Genomic DNA, 15,563 nt, shown 5'->3' with positions numbered 1-15,563 from the left:
TGCCCTAGTATTTTTATTTATAAGCAGATGAATTCCTTTTTGATATGACAAATAAAACAATGCCATACGCAATTGAGTTGCGAGACATCAGTAAACGTTTTGGTGCCGTTCAGGCCAATAAAGACATTTGCTTACAAGTGCCGGTGGGTACGATTCACGGAATTATCGGTGAAAACGGCGCGGGTAAATCCACTTTGATGAGTATCATTTATGGCTTTTATGAGGCCGATACCGGACATATTGAAGTCGATGGTAAGCGTGTTGATATTCGCAGTTCGCAAGACGCGATCAATGCGGGTATCGGCATGGTGCATCAGCATTTTATGTTAGTGGAAAACTTCAGCGTACTTGAAAACGTGATGCTGGGAGCCGAAGGCGGCGCCTTGCTAAAAAATGGCATTGGCGCGGCGCGTGTAGAGCTACAACGCTTAGCCCACGAATATAGCTTGGATATTGATGTCGACGCCATAGTAGAAGAACTTCCGGTGGGTTTACAGCAGCGAGTTGAGATCTTAAAAGCACTGTATCGTGGTGCCCGTATTCTGATTCTAGATGAGCCCACCGGTGTGTTGACACCGCAAGAAGCGGATCATCTATTCCGTATTTTAAAAGCCCTAAAAGATCAGGGCGTTACTGTCTTGTTAATCACCCACAAATTACGTGAAATCATGGCTTCCACCGACAATGTGTCAGTGATGCGCCAAGGTGAAATGGTCGCCCATCGTGAAACGGCTCAGACCAGCAAGGAAGAGCTTGCCGAATTAATGGTGGGTAAGAAAGTTCGCCTTACGGTTAATAAAGGCGAGGCCAAGCCGAGTCAGGTTTTGCTGTCTGCGCAGAACCTGTCTCAATTGGACAGCCAAGGCGTTAAGCGTCTGAAAAATGTCAGTCTAGAGCTGCGTGCGGGTGAGATTTTAGGCATTGCGGGTGTGTCTGGTAACGGACAAAGTGAGCTGCTGAATGTGCTCTCTGGTATCACTGCGATGGACGAAGGCGAAATTCATTTTGCCGGTCAAGTGATTACCGCGAAAGCGCCAAAAGACGCCGCCCAAATGCGTGATCTGAAAATGGCTCATGTGCCAGAAGATCGCCATAAAATGGGCTTGGTTACGGGCTTTGAAGCCTATGAAGCCGCGGTGTTGGGTTATCATAATTCCTCTGCTTACAACGGCAAAGTCTTGATGAATCGCAAGGCGATGCTTGATGAATGTAATGAGCGCATGACGGCGTGGGACGTTCGTCCACCTAACCCATATTTGAAAACCGCTAATTTTTCAGGCGGTAATCAGCAAAAAATTGTGATTGCCCGTGAAGTGGAACAAAACCCTGAAGTGTTGCTGATTGGTCAGCCAACCCGCGGGGTGGACATCGGCGCGATAGAAAATATTCACGAGCAAATTGTTAAATTACGCGATGCGGGCAAAGCCATTTTGCTGGTGTCGGTTGAATTGGATGAAATTATGGCACTGAGTGATCGCATTATAGTGATGTTTGATGGTGCGGTGGTGGGTGAGCTTGATGCAAAAGACGCTGACGAACGAACCCTTGGCTTAATGATGGCGAATGCCCATTACACAGAAAAAGAAGGCACAGAAAAAGAAGGCACAGAAAAAGAAGGGGAGTCCGTATGAGTCAGGCAAAAGTTCCAGCTTGGGTCAACATGGCCCTTATTCCTATTTTAAATGTGTCACTGGCGTTTTTTGTGTCTGGTTTGGTGATTCTGGCGATTGGCGAAAACCCCATTGAAGCCGCGGGTTACTTAATCTACGGCGCATTTGGTTATAGCGAAGGTGTGGGTTACACCTTGTATTACGCCACCAATCTTATCTTTACTGGCTTGGCCGTATCGGTGGCCTTTAAAGGCGGCTTGTTCAATATCGGTGGTGAAGGCCAAGCCTATATTGGTGGTTTAGGGGTTGGCTTGATCTGTTTATCATTGGATCACACCATGCCCTTTTACGTGATTGCGCCTTTGGCTGTTATTGGTGCCGCGGTATTTGGGGCGGCATGGGGCTATATTCCAGCGTATTTACAAGCGCGCCGTGGTAGTCACATTGTTATCACCACCATTATGTTCAACTTTATTGCCTCGTCTTTGATGGTTTACTTAATTGTCAATTGGCTAAAAGAAGACGGTCGCATGGCGCCCAATAGCCGAACGTTTGAAGAGAATGCATGGCTACCGTATTTGCATGAAATCTTCTCTCCTTTGGGGATAGATATCGGTGATTCCCCCTTGAATCTGGCGTTTATTTGGGCACTGATTTGTTGTGTGTTTGTGTGGGGATTAATTTGGCATACGCGTTGGGGTTATCAGTTGCGTACATTAGGAACCAGCCCTAGCGCGGCGCGTTACGCTGGGATTGATACCGCGAAAGTGACCATTTGGGCGATGTTGATATCGGGCGGTTTGGCGGGTTTTGTGGGCCTAAATGAAATCATGGGGGTAAACCATAGCCTATTGCTAAACTTTACCGCAGGGTATGGTTTTGCGGGGATTGCGGTGGCCTTGATGGGACGTAATCATCCGATTGGTATTGTTTTAGCGGCGGTACTGTTTGGCGCCTTGTATCAAGGTGGGGCTGAGTTGGCGTTTGAGATTCCCACCATTACGCCTGAAATTGTCGTGGTGATTCAAGGTTTGGTGATCTTATTTTCAGGTGCGCTTGAGCATATGTTTAAAGATCGTATCGAAGGCTTTTTTATTCGCAGAGCGGTCGCGTAGGGGACAATTATGTTTGAAACATTGATACTCATGTTAGACGCGACAATGCGCGTTTCTACGCCGCTTATTTTCGCCGCGTTGGCGGGCTTGTTTTCTGAGCGCGCGGGGATTGTCGACATCGGCTTAGAAGGGAAAATTCTTGGTAGCGCGTTTGCCGCTGCCGCAGGGGCGGCGATATTTGGTTCAGCCTGGATTGGCTTGTGCTTTGGTATTTTAGCCTCGGTCTCCTTGGCGATGATCCACGGTTTTGCCTGTATTACGCACCGCGGCGATCATATTGTGTCGGGTGTGGCGATTAATACCATTGTGGCGGGGTTGACCGTTACCTTGTCGATGCATTGGTTTGGTATGGGCGGACAAACTCCGGCGTTGTCTGGGAACGAACGTTTCTTAGACATCACCTTCCCCTTTGCCGATGCCTTGCAAGATGTGCCGGTGATTGGCGCGATTTATTCGAATTTGCTCAGTGGGCATAATATCCTGGTGTACTTGGCGTTTGCCATGGTGCCTGTGACCTATTGGGTGATTTACAAAACGCGCTTTGGTTTGCGTTTGCGGGCGGTGGGGGAAAACCCTCATGCGGTGGATACGGCGGGCATTTCCGTTGCTTTAATTCGTTATCGCGCTTTGATCGTGTGTGGCATTTTATGTGGCTTGGCAGGCGCGTATTTGTCGACCGCCCATAATGCGGGTTTTTTAAAAGACATGAGTGCCGGTAAAGGCTATATGGCGTTAGCGGCGTTGATCTTTGGTAAATGGCGTCCGGTTCCTGTGCTATTAGCCTGTTTGTTATTTGGCTTCTTAGACGCGGTTGCAGTGCGTATGCAAGGTGTTGAGATTCCAGGTATTGGCCAAGTGCCAGTGCAAGCCATTGAAGTCTTACCTTATGTGTTGACTGTGTTGTTGCTGGCGGGTTTTATCGGTAAAGCCATTGCGCCAAAAGCCATTGGTCGACCCTATGTGAAAGAGCGAGCTTAATATGTTGGATTTAAACCATGCCTGATGTAAAACAAGGTGCTAAATTGTTTGAACTTGCGAAAGACGCGATGAATAAGGCGTACGTGCCTTATTCTCACTTTCCTGTTGGTGCGGCTATTTTGACCGCCAGTGGTAAGCGTTACTCTGGTTGCAATGTGGAAAACGCTGCTTACCCAGAAGGCACCTGTGCTGAAGCGGGGGCGATTGCCGCTATGGTGCTGGATGGTGAAACGCAAATTCAAGACATTTACGTTATAGGCAAAGGCGACGGATTGGTTACGCCTTGCGGTGGTTGTCGGCAAAAGATTCGTGAATTTTCTTCGGTGGATACCAAGGTTCATATTTGCGGCGCAGAAGGGGTAAGAAAATCCCTTACTCTGAACGAGCTATTGCCTTTTTCATTTGGTCCGGAAAATCTTGAACAAGCCAGCTAGCGCTTAATTGTTGTTTTTAAAAACCACCTTCGGGTGGTTTTTTCGTTTTAGGCTGTTTTTATTTTAGATTGCTTTCGTTTTAGATTGCTTTAATGCTCGAAAGCCAGCGGGCGAGCATTGGCCCAGCAAGCAGCACCAATAAAAAGCGCGCTACCTGCATCGCCATCACAAACGACACATCCGCACGGGTGGACGCGGCGATAATAGCAACGGAGTCGGCCCCACCTGGGCTGGTGGCGAGAAAGGCTGTGAGTGGGTCGATATCCGCAAAGCTAATCAACAGCATGGCAACACAAGCATTGATCGCAATCAGCGCGAGGATGGCCCCTAATACGTGAGGGAAAACATACCACGCATGTCGTAATACTTGGCGAGTGAAGCGAAAGCCAATCGACCAACCTAACACCGCAAAACTGATCGCTAAACACCAATTGGGTAAGACAATGGGCAGAATGCCGGAGAATTTAATCATCAAGCCTACAGCGAGGGCCAGTAGCATGGGGCCGCTAGGCAAGCGTAAAATCACCCCCGCAACGCAGGCGACTAAAATGATAGCCAACGTGAGGGTAAAACCTGACCAAGATGAAACTCCCAGCCAATCTGTGGGTTCGACAATTAACTCATCCACATGAAACACCGTCGCAACGACGGTAGCGGCAATGGCGCAACAAGCGACGCGCAAATACTGCATGAAGGCCACCAGTCGCATATCGGCGCCGTAGGATTCCGACATAATGGTCATGGCCGATGCTGCGCCGGGCGACGATCCCCAAATCGCGGTGGTACCGGGTAATAAGCCGGTGCGGCTGAGTAACCACCCCAAAAAGCTGGATGTCACAATGGTCGACACGGTACCAATGAGAAACAACGGCCATTCTTGTGAGATTTTTGCGAAAACCGTTAACGGCAAACTGTTCGCTATCATCATCCCCAAAATGCCCTGCGCCATTAAAAACATTGGCTTGGGTAGCGTAATGCCAGCGCCGCTGGTGGCTAACATAATGGCAGTAATCATAGGGCCAAGCAGCAGCGCCGCGGGCAAATTTGCATATTCAAAGCAAACTACTAAAACAAAAGAGACAACCAATAAGACGGTTAATCGCCAAGGCGTTGTCCAACTTGAGGGCGTTTTACAACGAGATAAAAGACAGGAAATCATGCTAATTATTCAAAAAAATCAATGGGGTTACAAGGGTGCAAAGCATACCTTAAATAGACTGGCACGATTGGCGTCTCTGGTGATGTTAAGCATACTCTCAGCTTATGTTGCTGAGCGGTTGGGCATCATTCAGGCAAAGAAAAACAATATACTGCAGAAACCTGACAACAAGCTGACCAATGTTTCGTTAGGTTGAGTTTGCTAGGCGGACGTATCTGTTACTATGAGACTAAGAGCATAGCATCTGACAATTAAAGTCACTTAAAAGCAAAGTCACTTAAAAGCAAAGCCACTTAAAGGGAATGAAAAACCATGCGAACAATCCGTATTTTATGTTGGGCAATCTTGCCGCTGATGCTGACGGCCTGCGCGAGCGGTCCAATCAGTCGCTCGGATTCAGTTGGATTCGAAGAAAGTGGTAAAGCCAGTTATTACGCGATGAAGTACCAAGGGCGTAAAACCGCCAGCGGTGAATTGTTTGATCAAAACGCCATGACCGCCGCCCATAAGCGCTTGCCATTTGGCTCTAAAGTTAAAGTGACCAACGTCGAGAATGGCAAAAACGTCGTGGTACGCGTCAATGATCGTGGGCCATTCGTTCGTGGTCGCATTATTGATTTGAGTAAATCCGCCTTCCAACGTATCGGCAATACTCGGGATGGTGTTGTAGAAGTTGAGATTGAGGTGCTTCGCTAGCCTCGTGATATTCAGCTCTACTATTTATCAGCAAGCGTCTCGACACTTTTCAAGTAAGTTTGGCGTTAGTTTAATACTGGCGATCACTTGACTAAAATCGTCTGGGTCTCTTTGTATGCTGAAACCTAAATGTTTGCAAAACTCGATCATGCGTTTGTTCTCTGCTAGGACAATGCCTTTCATCACACGAACGCCTTTGTCAGCGGCGACTTGAAACAGTTGTCGCATCAGGTAAGACGCCAAGCCTAGGCCTTGGAATGCATCGCCTAGCACGACGGCAAATTCGCAGCTTTGATCGTCGAAGTTGTCTATGTAGCGTGCGGTGCCGATGAGTAAATCTTGTCCGTCACGGTTAATGACCGCGAGTAACGCCATTTCTCGGTCGTAGTCGATATGCGACATGCTGGCGAGCATACGTGGCGTGAGTTCTTCGATATTGGAGATGAAGCGAAAGTATCGCGTTTCGTGGGACATGCTGCGGACAAAATCCGCCAATATGCCGGAATCTCTGGGTAAAACCGGCCTAACGGTGGCGATTTCGTCATTTTTCAATACTTTTTCTGATACCCATTGTCTTGGGTAAGGGTGAATCGCGAGATGTTCATAGCGCCGCCAATGTTTGCAAAGTCGCAGATTGGCGGTAACGTCAGCGTACACACTGCCACTGTCGTGGAGTCTGACATCGGCCAGTTCTAGGCTTTCAATTTCGGGTAATTCACACACCATGGTGGATAAGTTGCGCAGTAGACTTTCCAGCTCAAAGGACGCTTCGCCGGGAAAGGCGCGCTGGATTAAATCTTTCGCCAAAATCGTGTTGAGTGGCGGCAAGGCAACGGCTTCGGCTTGTTTGTGTTGCTGAGCACCTTCTAAAGACAAACCAATGGCAGGGCCAAAAATGGCATCTTGAAAGACGCGTAAATGGATCGGCGCGGATAACTGATGAGCAGGCTGACGACGGGTAATTAAGCGAATATGGAACAGTTCAAAAACGTCTCTTAACGTATCGGTTTGGGGAATTTTGTCACCTTGTTTTAGCTCTTGTTTACGTTCTTGTTCAAAAAGCTGATTAAGGGTTTTGGTGGCTTCTGAGACATCAATTTTAAAACGAAACGCATGGCTGTCAGGCGATTGTTTAGCGAGTAATTGGTTGCGTTGGAATTGCACCAAAAACTGAAAGCCTTCAATAGCGGTTTCGGGGGTTCTAAAGGTTGGAATGCCGGCTTCATTAATGCGCGTGCGCATATTGGTCATATTACCGCCGCCCAGCAAACACACCATAACGAGCTTTTTCTGTGTCCGATGCAACTTGATGATCAGATCGTACAAGGAATCAATGTCGATCAGCGCGGTTGGGCTGAGCGTCAGTAATACCGCGCCGCAATCCTTGTTTTGCAAGGCATCGACCGCGAGATCGATGAATAGATCCGTGGCGCAACTGGCCCACACGGTTGTGACGGGGCCAATGCCACCGCGACCGGCCATGGTGGCTTCTAATCTGTCGTGTAGTTCGCCTGCTGGCGTGAGTAGGTCAATGCCCAGTTCCATGGCTCTTTGTGCGGCCAGCTCCCCAGGGCCTGCGCCATTGCCGATAATGAGCAGCGAGCCGTCTTTGACTCGACGGGCATTGGTCATCACGGAAGCCGCCGCGATTAAATCATTTAAACGTCGACCACGTACCGCACCGGTTCGGCTGAGCGCGGCGTCGAGCACCCGTTCATCAGCACCGACCGAGTGTTCGGTGACCACCGCAACGGGTTTGCTTCGACCTGTGGCGCGTAAGCTGCTAAGAAAACGTGTCGGATGGCCTATTTTCTGCAAATACATCAAGATCGCCTGACTGTCGAAATCATTGGATAAATAGTCCAAGACTTGTGACGGCATCACATCGACCGGTGTTCCCATGGAAACCACTTGGGAAAAGCCGATACCTTGCCATGTGGCCCAATCTACAAGCGCACTGGCCACCGTGCCCGATTGCGACATCAGCGCCAAACGCCCCGATAATGGCTGAGTCAAGCCAAGCCAAGCAAACACGCCTTGTTTCGGGCGACAAATACCAAAGCTGTTTGGGCCCAGTAAACGCACATTGTGTTTGCGTAACGAGTCGACCAGTGATGCTTGGCTATCGCCTGTCCACGACAGCATTAATAAGGAACCAATGCCCGCCGCGCCGCAGGCGGCAATAATGTCTTCCATGGAAGGTTGGCTTTCTTGGGCAGCATAAGAGCCGACCAACACCGCAAGATCAGGGCTTTGGGGTAATTCGCTGAGCGTTGAATACAGCGGAAAAGCAAACGCTGTGGCGGGCCGAACGCCAACCAGACTCACAGGACAAGATTTTGCTGCACTGGACTCTTGATACGACTTTTCTGGGTGCGACTTTTGTGTGTTAGATAAGGCGTTTAACAGCGCCAACATGAGAGGGTCGTGGGCGTCGTTGCCCGTGAGCACCACCATAGAGGTCGGGGCGAGTAGAGACTGTAATGCGTGTTGGCTCACCTGATCTTCTCCATAAACTCAATGTACATCTTATGACAGTAGCATAGTCTTCATCCGTATGAATGGTAGACCATGGTAGGATGGATTGTCTTTTTCATTTGTGGCTTGATACAAGACACAGTCATAACAACTATAGAAAAATAAAAATTCAGAGACATCCAATGACAACGGCTTACATCACACACACGTATTGTGACAAACATGATATGGGCGACGATCATCCTGAATCGCCACTGCGGCTTGGCGCGATTCAAAATCGCTTGATCATGGGGCAGTTAATGGATTTTTTGCGTCGATTGGAGTCCGATCCAGCAACGCGTGACCAGCTAATTCTCGCCCATGATACAGCCTATGTGGATTCTATTTTTGCCCGCGCGCCAGAAGAAGGTCATGTGGAACTGGAGCCAGAAACCTTGATGATGCCGCACACGTTAGACGCGGCACTGTATGCAGCAGGTTCGGTGATTAAAGCGGTCGATTTAGTCATGTCAGGCGAGATGGACAATGCGTTTTGTGCGATTCGCCCACCGGGTCATCATGCAGAATACGACAAAGCCATGGGTTTCTGCTTGTTTAATAACATCGCCGTTGGCACCCGTTATGCCATCGAGCAATACGGTTTGGAGCGCGTGGCGATTGTGGATTTTGACGTACATCACGGCAACGGCACCGAAGACATTTTTAAGACCGATCCTAACGTGCTTTATGCGTCCAGCTATCAACACCCGTTTTATCCCTACAGCGACCCCGGCGCTTCCCACGATAATATTCTACACATGCCTTTGGCCGCAGGTTCCGGTAGTGAAGCCTTTCAAACGATGATGACTGAGCAACTGCTTCCAGCGCTCGATGCGTTTAAACCTCAGCTTATTATGATTTCAGCTGGCTTTGATGCTCATAAAGAAGACCCCATGGGGCAGCTTAGATTGAGCGAGTCGGACTTTACCTGGATTACCGATCTTTTGATGGACGTAGCAGATCGCCATTGCGGCGGGAAAGTCGTCTCGGTATTGGAAGGCGGCTACAACATAGACGCCCTCGGCCGCGCCGCGTTTTGTCATATCAAAAGCCTGATGAGGCTTTAACGCAATAGAGCGACACTATAAGTGTCGCTCTTAGGTTGAGGTTAATTAGACATTTCCCGCGGTGATTGTTTTTTCTGCTTCCCAGTTCAATTGCACTGCTTGTTGTGCGTCATGGGCGAAGAAATAGCCGGCTTTCGGGGTGACGTACAAGGTTTGGCCTTTCTCGAAGCCGTTTTTGTCAAACGCCTTGTGGGGCAGGTCGATTTCCCAGACGTCGTTGCTTTGCCAGTCGATTGGGGTGAGTTCGAGGCGGACTTCGGCGCCAATCGGGTTGATGGCAATCACTCTCAGTGGCAAGTTGGCTTGCGTTGTTGGCGCTTTAGAAACAAAAAACTCGTGGGAGCGTATATATAACTGACCGTCTTTTAGCTCGGTCGTGGTCGGTAAAGCGATATTAGCCGATCCATTGTGCCATTTGCCGCTGTCGATTTTGCCGTCAAAAACATTGGCGTTGCCAAGGAAGTCGAACACAAAGCGGCTGTTCGGTGAGGCGTAAAGCGCACCCGGTTGGTCGATTTGTTCAATGTGTCCATTGCTCATCACCACAACGCGATCTGACAATTCTAAGGCTTCTTCTTGGTCGTGGGTGACAAAGACACTGGTGAAGCCAAGTTCATCGTGTAAGCCACGCAACCAGCGACGCAGTTCTTTGCGCACCTTGGCATCCAAGGCGCCGAAGGGTTCGTCTAGCAACAAGACTTCGGGCTGTGTCGCCAAAGCACGCGCCAAGGCGATACGTTGTTTTTGCCCGCCAGAAAGCTGGGATGGAAAACGGTTGGCAAGGTGCTCAAGCTGCACCATTTCCAATAAATGCATCACCCGTGTTTTGATTTCAGTGGCGCTGGGCCGCTCTTTACGAGGCAAGACTTCTAGGCCAAAGGCTACGTTGTCAGCCACTGTCATGTGGCGGAACAAGGCGTAGTTTTGGAACACAAAGCCTACGCGTCGATCGCGCACGTGTAAGTTGGTCACGTCTCGGTCACCAAATTGAATGCGTCCTGTATCGGCGCCTTCAAGCCCCGCGATAATACGCAATAGGGTGGTTTTGCCCGAGCCGGACGGCCCCAGTAAGCCAATCATTTCGCCTTCGTTAATATCCAATGACAAAGGTGACAAGGCTTGAAAGTGGCCAAATTTCTTGGAGATGTTTTCAATCAAAATACTCATTGTGTCACCTGTTTTTCTTTTTCAGCTTCAATTTTTAAACTGCGTTCCAGACGCCATTCGATGAAGGCTTTAAGCAGCAAGGTTAGTAAAGCGAGCATGGCTAGTAGAGACGCACTGGCAAAGGCCGCTGCCGCTTGATAGTCTTCATATTGCGCTTGCACCAATAATGGCAAGGTGTTGGTTTCACCACGAATATTACCGGACACCACAGACACAGCACCGAATTCCCCCACCGCTCGAGCATTGGTGAGAATCACCCCATAAATCAGCGCCCATTTGATATTCGGCAAGGTAACGCGGCGGAACAATTGCCAGCCAGACGCGCCTAAAATTACGGCGGCTTCTTCGTCTTCTCGACCTTGTTGTTGCATCAAGGGGATTAATTCACGCGCCACAAACGGACAAGTGACAAACACCGTCACCATGACAATGCCGGGCCACGCGAACATCAGCTGGATGTCTTGGTCATATAGCCATGAGCCGATCCAACCGTTGTTGCCGTACAGCAAAAGGTAAAGCAGACCCGCCACCACAGGCGATACCGCAAACGGAATGTCCATCAGGGTCATTAATAATTTACGGCCGGGGAATTCAAAGCGGGTCACAGCCCACGCCAGCATGACGCCGAAAACCAAGTTAATGGGCACGGTTAGAAGCACAACGAGCAGTGTTAATCCTATGGCGTGCAAGGTGTCGGCTTCGATTAAACTGCTAAAGTAATGCGCCGCGCCTTCCATAAAGGCTTGTTGAAAGATGGCAATGAGTGGCACCACTAACAAAATGGCCGTCAGAAACAGGGTAATGCCAATGAGCGACCATTTTACCCAAGGGCTGTCGCCGACTCTTAGCTGGCTAGATACGTTTTTCGTAGATGACATAATCTCTTCCTAACTGCGTCCATGAAGACGGCGTAAATACCGTGCTTGCCAGAGGTTAATCGCGAACAGCAGTACCAAGGACGCCATTAAGACAACGGACGCAATGGCGCTGGCCGCCGCAAAATCAAATTCTTGTAAGCTGACAAAAATCATCAAGGAAGTAATTTCACTGACGTAAGGCATGTTGCCCGCGATGAAAATGACCGCGCCAAATTCGCCTAAGCTACGGGTAAACGACAAGGCAATGCCCGTCATCAAGGCTGGCCACAAGGCCGGAAAAATCACCCGACGAAACACCGACCAATCGGACGCGCCTAAAGTCATACCCGCTTCCTCTTCTTCGGGGGACAGCTCTTCCAAAACCGGTTGCACGGTTCTGACCACAAAGGGAATACTGGTGAAGGCCATGGCAAGCACAATGCCCCACGGCGTATAAGCGACTTTGAGCCCTAGGCTTTCGAGTATGTCACCGTACCAGCCGTTTTGTGCGTACAAGGTGGCTAAGGTAATACCGGCAACCGCGGTTGGTAACGCAAAGGGCAAATCCACTAACGCGTCTAAAATGCGACGTCCGGGGAATTCATAACGGACTAAAACCCACGCGAGCAATAGACCAAAGAAACCGTTAAAAATAGACGCCAATAACGCCGCCCATAGGGTGACCTTGTAACTGGCGACCACACGTTCATCGCTGATTACTTGCCAATATCTGTCCCAACCCATATCGACAGATTGCATGATCAGCCCTGTCATGGGCAGGAGCAGAATCAAACTGATAAACAGCAGAGAGGTTCCCAAGCTTAAACTGAGTCCGGGCAAGACTCGCTTATGGCGAGGTCGCGTGTCGGCCGCGCTTAAATGTGTTGCCATGTTTATGGTCTCGATAACAGTGTTGCAATGAAGGCGCTAGTGACTTTAAAGACAGAAAATTAAAGACAGAAAAGCCGAACACGCAAGCGTATCCGGCTAGTTGTTATCTGTTTTGATATTAGCGACGCTGAAGTCGGTCTAGTTTACCACCATTAGTGAAGATGTCTTTAGTCGCTTGTGGCCAGCCGCCAGCAATATTTTCGACGGTTAACAAATCTACTTCAGGGAAGGTGTCTGCGAATTCTTTTTTCACTACATCGTTGTGAACACGGTAGTTAAAACCCGCTAATAGACGCTGGGATGCTTCGCTGTACAAGTAGCTCAGGTATTCACGAGACACGTCTTCGGTGCCGTTCTTTTTAACATTTTTCTCAACCACGGCCACGGGAAATTCCGCCAAGATAGAGGTTTTTGGTACCACGACTTCGTAGTTATCGGCACCGTATTGGTTACGGATGTTGTTTACTTCGGACTCAAACGTAATCAATACATCACCGATACCACGCTCAACGAAGGTTGTCGTCGCGCCACGACCGCCGGTATCAAACACAGAGACGTTTTTCAGAAACGTGCCTAGGAAATCGTCGACTTGTGCTTCGTTGTTTTTACCGAAGGTTTTTTGTGCATAACCCTGAGCGGCTAGGAAAGTATAGCGACCGTTGCCAGAGGTTTTTGGGTTAGGAAATACCAAAGCCACATCTTGCGCCGCTAAATCGCCCCAGTTTTGAATGTTTTTAGGATTGCCCTTACGAACAAGGAAGGCAATCGTTGAATAGTAAGGCGAGCTGGCATTAGGGAATTGCTCTTTCCAATCGCCTGGGATCATCTTGCCTTTGTCATGCAAGACTTGCACGTCGGTGACTTGGTTGAAGGTCACCACATCAGCAGACAAACCATTCATGATGGCGTTTGCTTGTTTGGAAGAACCCGAGTGAGACTGTTTGATCTCGATGGTTTTGCCGGTTTTGTCCAACCAATGTTGCTCAAAAGTTGGGTTGTAAGCCGCGAACAACTCACGAGCGATGTCGTAAGACGTGTTAAGAATGGTTTGATCCGCCGCCGACGCTTGTACGGCGCCGCTCAACAACAATGTACCAATAATGGATTTCAAAAAGCGTGGTTTAGATTTCATAGTACCCTCGTCTGGGAAGCTTAATATTTCATTAAGAAAGAGGTTACTTAAAAGATTTAGTTATTACAATGTCCATAAATAAACTTTTTTGGAATATAGATAGGACAATTATTCAAAACAAATGCTTTTTGATAATTTAATGAAATGAGTTGTGACTTTTTTTATTTCGTTAGCATTATTGACTGTAGCCAATCCATAAAGACAGTCAGGCGTTTGGTTGGTTGTCTGCGTGATGGATAGAGCAAAGATACCGGCATTGGCTCTGCTTCGAATTGAGTTAATACAGGAATAAGCAGGCCTTTTTCGATGAAACCTTCCGCACCAATTACAGGGAGTTGTGCAATACCAAGACCCGACAAACAAGCATTCAAATAGGCGTCTGTGCCATTAACCGCTAGGCTGCTTGGCATGGATTGTTGTTTTACCTTGTTGTCTTCCATGTACTCAAATTGTGCATCGAGATTGCCTAGTGAATGGGAATATTCGATCAGCTTATGATTGGTTAATTCTGCAAGCGTTTGTGGGATGCCAAACTTTTTCACGTAGCAGGGTGATACACAGTTTAGGCTTTTGTACTGTGTTAAGGGACGAGCGATAAGACTGCTGTCAGCAAGATTACCCACTCGAATGACGCAATCAATGCCTTCTTTAATCATATCTACTCGATAATCCGCACTACTTATCTTTAGGCGGATGTTTGGATATTGATCGATAAACTTTGCTAATTGGGGAATAACGACAGTGGTTGCAAAGCGGCTTGGCATGTCGACTCGAAGTACACCGCGAACATCACTTGGTTCTCGTTGGAATTGGCTGTCTAGTGCGTCTAAATTAGCGAGTAATGCTCGGCACTGTGGTAAATAGATCTCACCGTCTTGGGTTAACGTGATATTGCGAGTGCTGCGATGCAAAAGTCGTGTCCCCAGTTCACGTTCAAGACCTTGGACTGCACTGGAGATGCTCGATTTTGGCAAGCCAAGAGCATCTGCTGCTTTAGTGAAACTACCAAATTGAGCGACTAAGACAAAACGTTGCATAGCTTCAAACTTGTCCATTACTTTTCCTTTGTTCGCCTAATGCGAACAATGTTATCACTTTTGGTACGTATATCCAGATTAATAAAATCTTTATTCTGCACTTGTGTTTCGACAACCGAACAAATAAACAACGAGGAATAGACTATGAAAAAGTTAGCGATCATCACAGGTGCAAGCAGAGGATTAGGAAAAAGCAGCGCATTAGCTCTGGCGGACAAAGACGTCGATGTGCTGTTTACCTACCACCAAAATAAAGCAGCGGCTGACGACGTGGTTGAGACCATTCAGCAAAAAGGCCAAAAAGCATTTGCTGTTCAGCTGGATACACGAGATGTGGCAGCGTTTGAGGTCTTTATTAGTCAATTAGGCATCATACTAGAGCGTGAATTTGGGCGTTCGGATGTGGACTATTTACTCAACAACGCAGGTACAGGCATGCATGCCAGTCTTGAAGACACGACTTATGAAGAGTTGGAAGATATGTTGGCTATTCATGTGAAAGGCCCGTTCTTTTTAACACAGGCGTTATTGCCCTTTATTAAAAACGGCGGACACATTCTGAATGTTTCTTCTGGCTTGGCACGTTTTAGTATGTCAGGTTCAAGTGCCTACGCTATAGCCAAAGGTGCAGTAGAAGTCATGACGCGTTATATGGCAAAAGAGTTCGCAAATCGACAAATTCGTGTAAATACCTTGGCACCGGGAGCAATCGCGACGGATTTTCGCGATGGTAATGTACGTGATAACCCACAAATGAATCAAATGGTGTCGTCTATCACGGCACTTGGTCGTGTCGGTGAAGCCGATGATATTGGTAACGCAGTTGCCATGTTGTTGAGTGAAGGTAGCGGCTGGATTACGGGACAACGTATTGAAGCGTCTGGCGGGATGTTTCTCTAGTTG

15 protein-coding genes are annotated in these 15,563 nt (G+C 48.4%); 8 read left to right on the top strand and 7 right to left on the bottom strand.

The window, feature by feature from the left end:
• The first annotated feature begins 44 nt into the window (after window positions 1-44).
• The 4 genes from J8N69_RS06055 to cdd are packed head-to-tail and all read left to right on the top strand — an operon-like array spanning window position 45 to window position 4,137.
• Window positions 45-1,631, top strand: coding sequence for an ABC transporter ATP-binding protein (locus J8N69_RS06055; protein ID WP_168824867.1), 1,587 nt, complete (start codon window positions 45-47; stop codon window positions 1,629-1,631).
• Entirely contained in the window at window positions 1,628-2,725 is a 1,098-nt protein-coding gene (locus J8N69_RS06050) for an ABC transporter permease (protein ID WP_168824865.1), read from the top strand. The genes J8N69_RS06055 and J8N69_RS06050 overlap by 4 nt, the downstream gene beginning before the upstream one ends.
• A gap of 9 nt (window positions 2,726-2,734) precedes the next feature.
• Window positions 2,735-3,703, top strand: coding sequence for an ABC transporter permease (locus tag J8N69_RS06045; RefSeq protein WP_168824863.1), 969 nt, complete (start codon window positions 2,735-2,737; stop codon window positions 3,701-3,703).
• Window positions 3,704-3,720: 17 nt separating this feature from the next.
• On the top strand, window positions 3,721-4,137 hold the full coding sequence (gene cdd / locus J8N69_RS06040) for a cytidine deaminase (RefSeq protein ID WP_168824861.1): 417 nt from the start codon (window positions 3,721-3,723) through the stop codon (window positions 4,135-4,137).
• Window positions 4,138-4,216: 79 nt separating this feature from the next.
• Here cdd and J8N69_RS06035 read toward each other — a convergent pair whose 3' ends face one another.
• Window positions 4,217-5,296 (bottom strand): AbrB family transcriptional regulator, encoded by a 1,080-nt coding sequence (locus J8N69_RS06035; protein ID WP_168824859.1) that lies wholly within the window; start codon window positions 5,294-5,296, stop codon window positions 4,217-4,219.
• Between J8N69_RS06035 and J8N69_RS06030 the strand changes: the two genes are divergently transcribed.
• Both J8N69_RS06030 and J8N69_RS06025 read left to right on the top strand, forming a co-directional pair.
• Window positions 5,295-5,492, top strand: a complete 198-nt coding sequence (locus tag J8N69_RS06030; protein ID WP_168824857.1) for a hypothetical protein — start codon at window positions 5,295-5,297, stop codon at window positions 5,490-5,492. The two genes, J8N69_RS06035 and J8N69_RS06030, sit on opposite strands and share 2 nt — an antisense overlap.
• A 116-nt stretch (window positions 5,493-5,608) precedes the next feature.
• Window positions 5,609-5,992 carry a septal ring lytic transglycosylase RlpA family protein gene (locus J8N69_RS06025; protein ID WP_168824855.1) on the top strand — a complete coding sequence of 128 codons (384 nt, stop codon included), beginning with the start codon at window positions 5,609-5,611 and terminating at the stop codon, window positions 5,990-5,992.
• Between the two features lie 27 nt (window positions 5,993-6,019).
• Here J8N69_RS06025 and J8N69_RS06020 read toward each other — a convergent pair whose 3' ends face one another.
• Window positions 6,020-8,491, bottom strand: coding sequence for a bifunctional acetate--CoA ligase family protein/GNAT family N-acetyltransferase (locus J8N69_RS06020; RefSeq protein WP_168824853.1), 2,472 nt, complete (start codon window positions 8,489-8,491; stop codon window positions 6,020-6,022).
• Between the two features lie 161 nt (window positions 8,492-8,652).
• On the opposite strand from J8N69_RS06020, the gene J8N69_RS06015 reads away from it, so the two are divergent.
• Entirely contained in the window at window positions 8,653-9,576 is a 924-nt protein-coding gene (locus J8N69_RS06015) for a histone deacetylase family protein (RefSeq protein WP_168824851.1), read from the top strand.
• Window positions 9,577-9,621: 45 nt separating this feature from the next.
• Here the strand turns inward: J8N69_RS06015 and J8N69_RS06010 are convergent, their stop codons facing one another.
• The 5 genes from J8N69_RS06010 to J8N69_RS05990 all read right to left on the bottom strand — a co-directional run bounded on the left by J8N69_RS06010 (window position 9,622) and on the right by J8N69_RS05990 (window position 14,678).
• Window positions 9,622-10,743, bottom strand: coding sequence for a sulfate/molybdate ABC transporter ATP-binding protein (locus tag J8N69_RS06010; RefSeq protein WP_168824850.1), 1,122 nt, complete (start codon window positions 10,741-10,743; stop codon window positions 9,622-9,624).
• A complete protein-coding gene (gene cysW / locus J8N69_RS06005; RefSeq protein ID WP_168824847.1) occupies window positions 10,740-11,621 on the bottom strand; it encodes a sulfate ABC transporter permease subunit CysW in 882 nt (293 codons plus the stop codon). Before cysW ends, J8N69_RS06010 begins: the two co-directional genes overlap by 4 nt.
• 9 nt (window positions 11,622-11,630) lie before the next feature.
• Window positions 11,631-12,491: a sulfate/thiosulfate ABC transporter permease CysT gene (cysT, locus tag J8N69_RS06000; RefSeq protein WP_168824845.1), complete on the bottom strand. Its 861-nt coding sequence runs from the start codon at window positions 12,489-12,491 to the stop codon at window positions 11,631-11,633.
• A 118-nt stretch (window positions 12,492-12,609) separates the two neighbouring features.
• Complete coding sequence (cysP, locus tag J8N69_RS05995) at window positions 12,610-13,623, bottom strand: thiosulfate ABC transporter substrate-binding protein CysP (RefSeq protein WP_168824843.1); 1,014 nt, start codon at window positions 13,621-13,623, stop codon at window positions 12,610-12,612.
• A 161-nt stretch (window positions 13,624-13,784) separates the two neighbouring features.
• Window positions 13,785-14,678, bottom strand: a complete 894-nt coding sequence (locus J8N69_RS05990) for a LysR family transcriptional regulator (protein WP_168824841.1) — start codon at window positions 14,676-14,678, stop codon at window positions 13,785-13,787.
• A gap of 126 nt (window positions 14,679-14,804) precedes the next feature.
• Between J8N69_RS05990 and J8N69_RS05985 the strand changes: the two genes are divergently transcribed.
• Window positions 14,805-15,560 carry an SDR family NAD(P)-dependent oxidoreductase gene (locus tag J8N69_RS05985; protein ID WP_168824839.1) on the top strand — a complete coding sequence of 252 codons (756 nt, stop codon included), beginning with the start codon at window positions 14,805-14,807 and terminating at the stop codon, window positions 15,558-15,560.
• Window positions 15,561-15,563 lie beyond the last annotated feature (3 nt).

Origin of the sequence: Marinomonas profundi (genome assembly GCF_020694005.1) — a bacterium.
Lineage (GTDB): Bacteria > Pseudomonadota > Gammaproteobacteria > Pseudomonadales > Marinomonadaceae > Marinomonas > Marinomonas profundi.
This window is presented reverse-complemented; position numbering and strand designations above follow the sequence as displayed.

What these genes read in the sequence shown, in the direction of transcription:
- J8N69_RS06055 (WP_168824867.1), top strand. Translation starts at nt 45, where the DNA reads ATGACAAATAAAACAATGCCATACGCAATTGAGTTGCGAGACATCAGT.
- J8N69_RS06050 (WP_168824865.1), top strand. Translation starts at nt 1,628, where the DNA reads ATGAGTCAGGCAAAAGTTCCAGCTTGGGTCAACATGGCCCTTATTCCT.
- J8N69_RS06045 (WP_168824863.1), top strand. Translation starts at nt 2,735, where the DNA reads ATGTTTGAAACATTGATACTCATGTTAGACGCGACAATGCGCGTTTCT.
- cdd (WP_168824861.1), top strand. Translation starts at nt 3,721, where the DNA reads ATGCCTGATGTAAAACAAGGTGCTAAATTGTTTGAACTTGCGAAAGAC.
- J8N69_RS06030 (WP_168824857.1), top strand. Translation starts at nt 5,295, where the DNA reads ATGCTAATTATTCAAAAAAATCAATGGGGTTACAAGGGTGCAAAGCAT.
- J8N69_RS06035 (WP_168824859.1), bottom strand. Translation starts at nt 5,296, where the DNA reads ATGATTTCCTGTCTTTTATCTCGTTGTAAAACGCCCTCAAGTTGGACA.
- J8N69_RS06025 (WP_168824855.1), top strand. Translation starts at nt 5,609, where the DNA reads ATGCGAACAATCCGTATTTTATGTTGGGCAATCTTGCCGCTGATGCTG.
- J8N69_RS06015 (WP_168824851.1), top strand. Translation starts at nt 8,653, where the DNA reads ATGACAACGGCTTACATCACACACACGTATTGTGACAAACATGATATG.
- J8N69_RS06010 (WP_168824850.1), bottom strand. Translation starts at nt 10,743, where the DNA reads ATGAGTATTTTGATTGAAAACATCTCCAAGAAATTTGGCCACTTTCAA.
- cysW (WP_168824847.1), bottom strand. Translation starts at nt 11,621, where the DNA reads ATGTCATCTACGAAAAACGTATCTAGCCAGCTAAGAGTCGGCGACAGC.
- cysT (WP_168824845.1), bottom strand. Translation starts at nt 12,491, where the DNA reads ATGGCAACACATTTAAGCGCGGCCGACACGCGACCTCGCCATAAGCGA.
- cysP (WP_168824843.1), bottom strand. Translation starts at nt 13,623, where the DNA reads ATGAAATCTAAACCACGCTTTTTGAAATCCATTATTGGTACATTGTTG.
- J8N69_RS05990 (WP_168824841.1), bottom strand. Translation starts at nt 14,678, where the DNA reads ATGGACAAGTTTGAAGCTATGCAACGTTTTGTCTTAGTCGCTCAATTT.
- J8N69_RS05985 (WP_168824839.1), top strand. Translation starts at nt 14,805, where the DNA reads ATGAAAAAGTTAGCGATCATCACAGGTGCAAGCAGAGGATTAGGAAAA.